The sequence below is a fragment of the Thiorhodococcus mannitoliphagus genome (assembly GCF_010915725.1).
GTDB classification, from domain to species: Bacteria; Pseudomonadota; Gammaproteobacteria; order Chromatiales; family Chromatiaceae; genus Thiorhodococcus; species Thiorhodococcus mannitoliphagus.
Window position 1 is genome coordinate 48,095 of the sequence record NZ_JAAIJR010000025.1, and the last position, 8,318, is coordinate 56,412.

Below are 8,318 nucleotides of genomic sequence, written 5' to 3' on the forward strand. Positions count from 1 at the left end.
GCTCGCCGGACAGACGCATGGACGGGTCTTGGTGGAAATCGATTGAGCCCCTGCGGCTGGACGAACTCGTAGGGTGGACGAGCGCGAGCGAAGTCCACCGAATCCCGCGGCGTCCTTGGTGGACTGCGCTGTGCTTGTCCACCCTACCCGGCTCGGCGCGACGCGCACCCGATCGCGGCGGGGCGCCGATCCTACCGGCCAATCGCGCGGCTGGCCTTACCAAAGTTTAACCCTGTGCGCGCTCGCGAGATGACAGGCTTTAGATTCTGATCGAAAAGGACTTTTCGACACGGGAACCGCAACGACTGCGACGCCTGCCGAGTTCGCCTCTTGCGCAAGCTGAGCGGCTTGGTTGAAATCCGCGCCGGTACGCTGCCTGCAGCCTTCATTTTCGGATCGGACCCGAGGCAGACCGCGCGGCCAGGCTTGCCTCAGCTCGAGGCGCCCCTTGGGCAAGGATCTTTACGCCCGCGCGACGCCCCCATATCCGGGACCGAACAACCCACAACTAACGAGCAATCGAGTCAAGGAGAAGCTCAATGATCGAGGTTCGCGAGCTCAGTCGCAGCTATGGCGAGCTCAAGGCGGTCCAAGACGTCTCTTTCAGCATCGGACATGGTGAAATCGTCGGTCTGCTCGGCCACAACGGCGCCGGCAAGACGACCATCATGAAGATGCTGACCGGCTATCTCGAGCCCAGTGGCGGCGAGATCCGGATCGACGGACTGGACATCGCCGAGCAACGCCGCGAGGCCCAGCGACGCATCGGCTATCTGGCCGAGAACTGCCCCATCTATCCCGAGATGACGGTCCTGGACTACCTGGACTATCAGGGGTCGCTGCACGGCATCGCGCCCCAAGCCCGACGCTCGGCCATCCGCCGCGCCGTGGAGCGCACCGAGCTGGAGGCCAAGGCAACGGCGCTCATCGGCACCCTCTCGCGCGGCTACCGGCAGCGCGTCGGCGTCGCCCAGGCCATCCTGCACGAGCCCAAGATCCTCATCCTCGACGAGCCCACCAACGGCCTGGACCCAGCGCAGATCCAGCACATGCGCAGCCTGGTGCGCGAGCTGGCCGTGGATGCGACCCTCATCATCTCGACCCACATCCTGCAAGAAGTCGAGGCCGTCTGCGGACGCGTCCTCATCATGCGTGGCGGCCGTCTAGCCCTCGACAGCCAGCTCGACGCCATCGGGCGTCAGCAGCGACTGCTGGTGAGCCTCGACCGCGACCCGGACGAAGTGCAGCCGATCCTCGCCAAGCTGGCCGGTGTGAGCAGCGTCAGCGTCCTCGACGCGGACGCCGGACTGCGCCGCTTCGCCCTGGAGACGGCCGATCTGCGCGCCACATCGCCCCTGGTCGCTCAGGCCGTCAGTCAGCAGGGCTGGCCACTCTACGGCCTCGAGCCCGAGCGGCAGGACCTGGAGGCGCTGTTCGGCGCCGTCACCCTCGAGCAAGTTGAGGTGGCCCATGGGTGAAGTCACGCGCGTGGCCCGCCGCGAGCTGGCGGCCTTCTTCGGCTCCCCGGTGGCCTACATCTTCATCGGGACCTTCTTGGCGGTCTGCCTCTTCGTCTTCTTCTGGGTCGACGCCTTCTTCTCGCGCAACATCGCGGACGCACGCCCGCTCTTCGAGTGGATGCCGGTCCTGCTGATCTTCCTCTGCGCCGCCTTGAGCATGCGCCTGTGGAGCGAGGAGCGACGGGCCGGCACGCTGGAGACCCTGCTAACCCTGCCGGTCGCGACACCCAAGCTGGTGCTCGGCAAGTTCCTGGCGGCGCTCGGCCTGGTGGCCATCGCGCTGGCCCTGACCCTACCCTTGCCCATCACGGTGTCCCTGCTCGGCCCGCTGGACTGGGGTCCGGTCATCGGCGCCTATCTCGCAACGCTCCTGCTGGCGGCGGCCTATCTGTCGATCGGACTCTTCATCTCCTCGCGGACCGACAACCCCATCGTCGCCCTCATCGGCAGCGCCCTGGTCTGCGGCGTCTTCTATCTGCTCGGTTCGCCGGCGCTCACCAGCCTGGTCGGCCACAGCGGCGGCGAGATCCTGCGGCTCATCGGCAGCGGCTCGCGCTTCGAGTCCATCACCCGCGGCGTCATCGACCTGCGCGACCTCTACTACTACCTGAGCATCGTCGGCGCCTTCCTGGCCCTGACGGTCTACAGCCTGGAGCGGCTGCGCTGGGCGGAGCACGCCGCCAGTCCGCGTCGCCACCATCGCTGGACCCTGATCACCGGACTGACCGTCGCCAACCTGATCGCGGCCAATCTCTGGATGCAGGGCGTCACCAACGTCCGCACCGACCTGACCGAGGGCAACCTCTACACCATCTCGGATGCGACTCGGAACTACCTCGGCCAGCTCCAGGAGCCGCTGCTCATCCGCGGCTACTTCAGCGCCGAGACCCATCCCTTGCTCGCGCCCCTGGTCCCGCAGCTGCGCGACCTGCTCGAGGAATATCAGATCGCCGGCAAGGGCAAGGTCCGCGTCGAGATCGTCGACCCGCAGCAGTCCCCCGAGCTGGAGCGCGAGGCCGGCGAGCAGTACGGCATCCGCCCCGTGGCCTTCCAGACCGCCTCCAAATACCAGTCCGCCGTGGTCAATTCCTACTTCGACATCCTGGTGAAGTACGGCGACCAATTCGAGACCCTGGGCTTCCAGGACCTCATCGACGTCAAGGTCCGCAGCGAGACCGACTTGGACGTGCGTCTGCGCAATCCGGAGTACGACCTCACGCGCACCATCAAGAAGGTACTCTATGGCTACCAGGGCGGCGGCGATGTCTTCACCAACATCAGCAAGCCGCTGCAGCTGAAGGGCTACATCTCTCCCGCGGACCAGCTCCCCGAACCCCTGCCCGCCCTGCGAGCAGACTTGGAGTCTGTACTCAGCGAGCTGCAGGCACAGGCGCCGGACACCTTCAGCTTCGAGATCCAGGATCCAGGCGCGGGTGACGGCAGCCTGGCCAAGACCATCCAAGAGGAGTACGGCTTCGAGCCGCTGGTGATCAGCCTGCTCGATCCGACACCCTTCTACTTCTACATGGTCCTGGAGGGCGACGACCAGCGTATTCCGATCCCACTGCCCGAGGCGCTGGATCGCGCTGGTCTCAGCCGTGCCATCGAGGCGGGGATCAAGCGCTTCGCCCCTGGCGTCATGCGGACCGTCGCGCTCTATACGCCCACCCCGGCACCGACCAACCCCTATATGGGCGGCCCCCAGGGCGGCGACTACGGCCTGTTGCAGCAGAGCCTTCAGGAAAGCTTCTCGCTGCGCGACACGGATCTCAGCTCCGGCCAGGTGCCCGAAGAGGCCGACCTGCTCATGGTCGTCGGTCCCGAGGCGCTGGACGAGAAGCAGCAGTTCGCCATCGACCAGTTCCTGATGCAGGGCGGCACCGTGATCCTGGCCGCATCCAGCTTCAACATCGACCTTGGCGGCGGCAGCATCTCCGCACGCAAGGCCCCGACCGGCCTCGAGGACTGGCTCGATCATCAGGGCATCAGGCTCGAGCCCTCGCTGGTACTGGACCCGCAGAACACCCCCTTCCCCATCCCGGTACAGCGGGACGTCGGCGGTTTCGTTGTTCAAGAGATCCAGACCCTGGACTACCCCTACTTCCCGGACGTGCGCAGCGACGGGCTGGCCGAGGACAACGGCATGACCTCGAACCTGGGACAGATCACCATGAACTGGTCGTCCCCCATCACCATTGATGCCGAGAAGAACGCGAGCCGCGCCATCACCAAGCTGATCCGAAGCTCCGCCAGCGCCTGGACGAGCGACTCCGCCGAGATGCAGCCAGACTTCGAGGCGCACGGCGGACTCGGCTTCCCCGTCGGCGACGACGAGGGCCGCAAGCTGCTCGCGGTCGCCGTTGAGGGACGTTTCCAGTCGCCCTTCGCCGGCAAGCCCTCGCCACTCCTGCCGGACGCCAGCGTCGCCCCTGCAGACGAAGCGGAGGATGCCGATACAGCGGATCCGACAGCGACTGCGGACGAGCCCGAAACAGCGCAGGCGCCCGTGATCTCAGGTGTGGTGGAGTCTTCGCCAGAGTCGGCCCGGCTCATCCTCATCGGTTCGTCCAGCTTCCTCACGGACACCGCGATCAGCCTGGCCAATGAGGCCACCCAGACCCGCTACCTCAAGCCCATCGAACTGGTGCAGAACGCCGTCGAATGGTCGCTCGAGGACCGCGGGCTGCTGGCGCTGCGCGGACGCGGTCAGTTCAGCCGCATGCTCGAGCCGGTCGGCCAGCAGACGCGGCTGTTCTGGGAGTCGCTGAACTATGTCCTGGCCCTCGCCGGCCTGGCCCTGGTCTATCTGCTCTATCGCCAGAGCCGCGCGCGTCGCGAGCGCGCCTATGCCGACATCCTGGGTAACGGAGGCACTCAGTCATGAATCAGCTCAAAACGTCGAAGGCCGATCTGCGCTGGGGGCAGGATTTGCGCTCGCCGCTGATCATGGGGCTCTTGCTGGTGCTCGCGCTCCAGCTCTTGATCGCGCTCGGGCAAAGCCTGAGCAAGCCCGGCATGGCGGCACTCAACCCGCAAACGCCCCTCGTTGCGGTCGATCCTGAGCAGGTCACCTCGATCACGATCGAGGGCTCGGATGAAGGCGAGCGCGTGACGCTCAGCCGCAAGGGCGAGGAGGATGGCTGGGTCATCGCCGAACTCGCCGACCTCCCCGTCACCACCAGCAAGGTCGATCTGCTCTTGAAGCAGCTTGCCGACCTCAAGCGCCCCCTGCCCGTCGGCACCAGCGAGGCGTCTCTCAAACGCTTCAAGGTGGCCGATGACGACTTCGTGCGTCGGCTCACGGTCGCGACCAAGGACGGCGAGGCGGTGACGCTCATTCTGGGTGAAACGCCCGGCTTCCGGCGCCTCTACGGTCGTCCCGACGGCGATGACGCGGTCTACGATCTGCCGCTCGCCCTCTCCGACATCTCAAGCCGACGCGACGACTGGTCACAGACCGGGCTGCTGAGCCTCGACGCAGAGACCATCGCCGCAATCAGCGGACAGGATTGGACCCTGACCAAGTCGGACGACGGCTGGACCCTCGACGACAGCGACGAGCCGCTGGATGAAGACGCCGCCAAGGACGTCGTCATGAAGCTGGCCGGCCTGCGCTACCGGGGTGTGCTCGGCATCGCGGACGACCCTGCCTACAAGCAGCAGGAACCGGTGCTCGAGATCGGCTTGCGCCTCGATGACGGCAGCACCAAGACCTATCGGGTCTCCAAGGCCGAGGACAGTGAGGACTATGTCCTTAAGTCCGATGCCATGCCCTACTACTTCAAACTCTCGGAGTACGACCTCGAAGGGCTGCTTGACCTGGAGCGATCGAAGCTGATCGTCCAGCCCGAGCCCACCGAGGAAGAGCAGCCGCCGGCGCCGGTGCCTGCGGCCGAAGTCGAGCCTAGCGCCAAAGCTGAGCCTGGCCCAGAAGTCGAGCCCAGCGCCGAAGCTGAGCCTGGCCCAGAAGTCGCGCCTGCCCCCAAAGCCGAGCCTAGCGCCGAAGCTGAGCCTGACCCCAAAGTCGAGCCTAGCCCAGAAGTCGAACAAACGGAGTCGATCGAGGCGGACAAGGCAAGGCGAGCCAGCGAGCAGCCCGCATCGCCTGCGCCCGAGCAAGCAACCGCTCCGACGCCAGCGCCTGAAGACGTCTCCCAACCAGCGTCCGAGTAGCCCCTCATGTCAGCGCGCGCCGCCGACCAGCCCAACCGGTCGGCGGCGCGGTGCTTCGGCTCGCAACAGGCCCGCAAATCCGCGAGGCCAGGCCGTCTCGCCCTGGGCTCACGCCCGTCGCGGCGGGGCGCCGCTCCCACCGTCCACGCGCTTGGGCCGGAGGATGATCTAGTCCTCAGAGATGCCTCCCGAAATCCCCCCCTGCCCCCCCTTTGCGAAAGGGGGGAAGTTGTTGATTCAGAGTTTCCAAGTTGGTTTCCGGGAAAGCCTATACTGTCCCCATGCCGAAGATGGGCAGCGCCCGTGCTCGGTGGCTGCATCAGAGCCCTGGAGTTGGGCAGGCGCCCATCGTTCACACCTCGGCACTCACAAGACGCGCACGCTGCGCTTTGCCCATCCTCGGGGTAGAATCCACAGCCTTGCAAGGTCACCCCGCACCCGACCATGACCCCAGCGACCGACATCGAGCCCCTTTTCAAACTCTCACTGGCCATCGGCAGCTCCATGGATTTGGAGACCATGCTCGACCGAGTCATCACCCAGATGCGCGAGCTCGTCAATGGCACCGGCGCTGCGGTCCTGCAGTTCCATCAGCCCGAGACGGCGGAGACCGCGTCTGCGCCGGTCGTCTGCATGACGCCGCAAGACCTTCCTCGCCATCCTGACTACAAGGGCTTCTGGGAGCAGTGGCACCCGAACGCGCTCGACAAGGCGCTGGCCGAGCGCCCTGAAGGCGCGCCCGTCGTCACCCTGACTGGGGACAGTGCCATCCACGCCTTCCGCCTCCCCGACTTTGGCGTCCTGATCTTTATCCGCGATGCAGACACCGGGGTACTGTCGACGCCGCTTCAGCAGGCGCTCGCCCCACTGTGGCAGAAGCTCGCAAACGCAGCGCGTGCCTGTCTTCTGGAGTCAAGACTGCAACACGAAATAGAGCACCGGCAGCTCGCGACTGAGTCGGCCCAACACGCCAAAAGCCGCTTCGTCACGAGCATGGCCCAGGAGATTCGCACCCCATTGAACGGCATTTTGGGGCTGACCGAGCTGGCGATCGACTCCGGACCGAGTCCGATGCAGCACGACTACATGGAACTCATTCGCAGCTCGGCCGACACCCTGCTGAATCTGCTCAATGACATCTTGGACCTGACCAAGATCGACATGGACCAGATGCAGGTCGAGCAGATCCCCTTCAATTTCCCGGTGATGCTGTCTGAGATGCTGAAATCCTTCGCCCTCATCGCCAGCAACAAGGGGCTTGGTTTCGTCTTCGATCAGGCTGGCGATTTACCACACCAGAGTCTCGGGGATCCCGGCCGCATCCGTCAGATCCTCGGGCAGCTGTGCGACAACGCCATCAAGTTCACGGATCAGGGCGAGATCCGCATCAAGGTTCAAGCGGACACGGGAGGGGAACCGGACAGAGACCACATCCATGTCGCGATCAGCGACACGGGCATCGGGATTCCAGACGCGAAGCTCGAGGAGATCTTCACGGCCTTCGGCCGGGGCGATACCGCCGTCACGCAACGTTTCGGCGGAACCGGTCTGGGTCTAAGCATCAGCGCCAGGCTCGTCGATTTGATGGGTGGGCGGATCTGGGTGGAGAGCCAGGAAGGCGTCGGCAGCACCTTTCACATGAGCCTGCCACTGGCGCGCGCCGACTCGCCAACGGCGCTGCTAACCCCGCTGCATCACTGGCCAGGCAAGCGCGCCCTTGTCGTCGACGCGCATCCGGCCAACCGGCGCGCCCAGGGCTATTGGTTCAAACAATGGGGGTTCGAGGTTGAGGAGGCCGCCAACGGCCAGCAAGCCTTAGAGATCGCCCAGACGAGCCAGTCCGACGGCAAACCGATCGATGTCTATCTCCTCGATGCCGCTCAGCCGGAGGTAGACGGCTTCGGCCTCGCGAGCCTGCTCAAAGACGCAGGTCTGATCAGCCAGAGCCATATGATTCTGATCTCCGCCGCCGGCAAGCGCGGCGACGCGCTCAGGTGCCGCGAGGTTGGGATCGGCGCCTTTCTGACCAAGCCAGTCACGCCCTTGGAGCTGCGTGAGACCCTGACACACTTTCTGAGCGCCAACGACAGCGCATCAGACGCCCCGCTCTTGACCCGACATCACTTGGTCGAGCACCGTCAGCGACTGCGCATCTTGCTGGTCGACGACAACCCCGTCGCCCAAAAGCTCGCCGGTAGCCTGCTCAAGGAGTGGGGTCATGAGGTCACCATCGCGACGGATGGACAGAAGGCGGTCGAACTCTATCGCTCCCAGTGTTTCCACCTGGTGTTCCTAGACCTCTACATGCCTGGGATGGACGGCATCGAAACCGCCCGCGCCTTGCGCGAACTCGAGCGGAACGGCGAGCGCACCCCCATCATCGGCATGACGGCCCGCACACTCGAGAGCGACGCCGAACGCTGTCTCGAAGCCGGCATGGACGAACACATCACCAAGCCGCTGAATCCCAACATCCTCGAAGAAATCGTGCTGCACTTCGCGACGCAGTGCTGAGAGGCTGTCTGAATATTGCAATCGCCCGAGCTGTAGGGGCGAATTCATTCGCCCTCCCGCCAGTGCCAAGGGCGACTAAAGTCGCCCCTTGAGGTTTTTCAGACAGCCTCT

Annotated in this window: 4 protein-coding genes; all 4 read left to right on the top strand. The window is 65.1% G+C overall.

Annotated features, from left to right (window positions below):
- Positions 1 to 539 precede the first annotated feature (539 nt).
- The 4 genes from G3480_RS08330 to G3480_RS08345 all read left to right on the top strand — a co-directional run bounded on the left by G3480_RS08330 (position 540) and on the right by G3480_RS08345 (position 8,207).
- The gene (locus G3480_RS08330) at positions 540 to 1,478 is read left to right on the top strand and encodes an ABC transporter ATP-binding protein (RefSeq protein WP_164653411.1); all 939 of its coding nucleotides are present in this window, start codon (positions 540 to 542) and stop codon (positions 1,476 to 1,478) included.
- Entirely contained in the window at positions 1,471 to 4,404 is a 2,934-nt protein-coding gene (locus G3480_RS08335; RefSeq protein WP_164653412.1) for a Gldg family protein, read from the top strand. Before G3480_RS08330 ends, G3480_RS08335 begins: the two co-directional genes overlap by 8 nt.
- On the top strand, positions 4,401 to 5,693 hold the full coding sequence (locus G3480_RS08340) for a DUF4340 domain-containing protein (protein WP_164653413.1): 1,293 nt from the start codon (positions 4,401 to 4,403) through the stop codon (positions 5,691 to 5,693). Before G3480_RS08335 ends, G3480_RS08340 begins: the two co-directional genes overlap by 4 nt.
- Before the next feature lie 444 nt (positions 5,694 to 6,137).
- The gene (locus G3480_RS08345) at positions 6,138 to 8,207 is read left to right on the top strand and encodes a response regulator (protein WP_164653414.1); all 2,070 of its coding nucleotides are present in this window, start codon (positions 6,138 to 6,140) and stop codon (positions 8,205 to 8,207) included.
- Positions 8,208 to 8,318: the final 111 nt, after the last annotated feature.

Coding starts and splice junctions, on each gene's coding strand:
- G3480_RS08330 (WP_164653411.1), top strand. CDS start 540: ATGATCGAGGTTCGCGAGCTCAGTCGCAGCTATGGCGAGCTCAAGGCG.
- G3480_RS08340 (WP_164653413.1), top strand. CDS start 4,401: ATGAATCAGCTCAAAACGTCGAAGGCCGATCTGCGCTGGGGGCAGGAT.
- G3480_RS08335 (WP_164653412.1), top strand. CDS start 1,471: ATGGGTGAAGTCACGCGCGTGGCCCGCCGCGAGCTGGCGGCCTTCTTC.
- G3480_RS08345 (WP_164653414.1), top strand. CDS start 6,138: ATGACCCCAGCGACCGACATCGAGCCCCTTTTCAAACTCTCACTGGCC.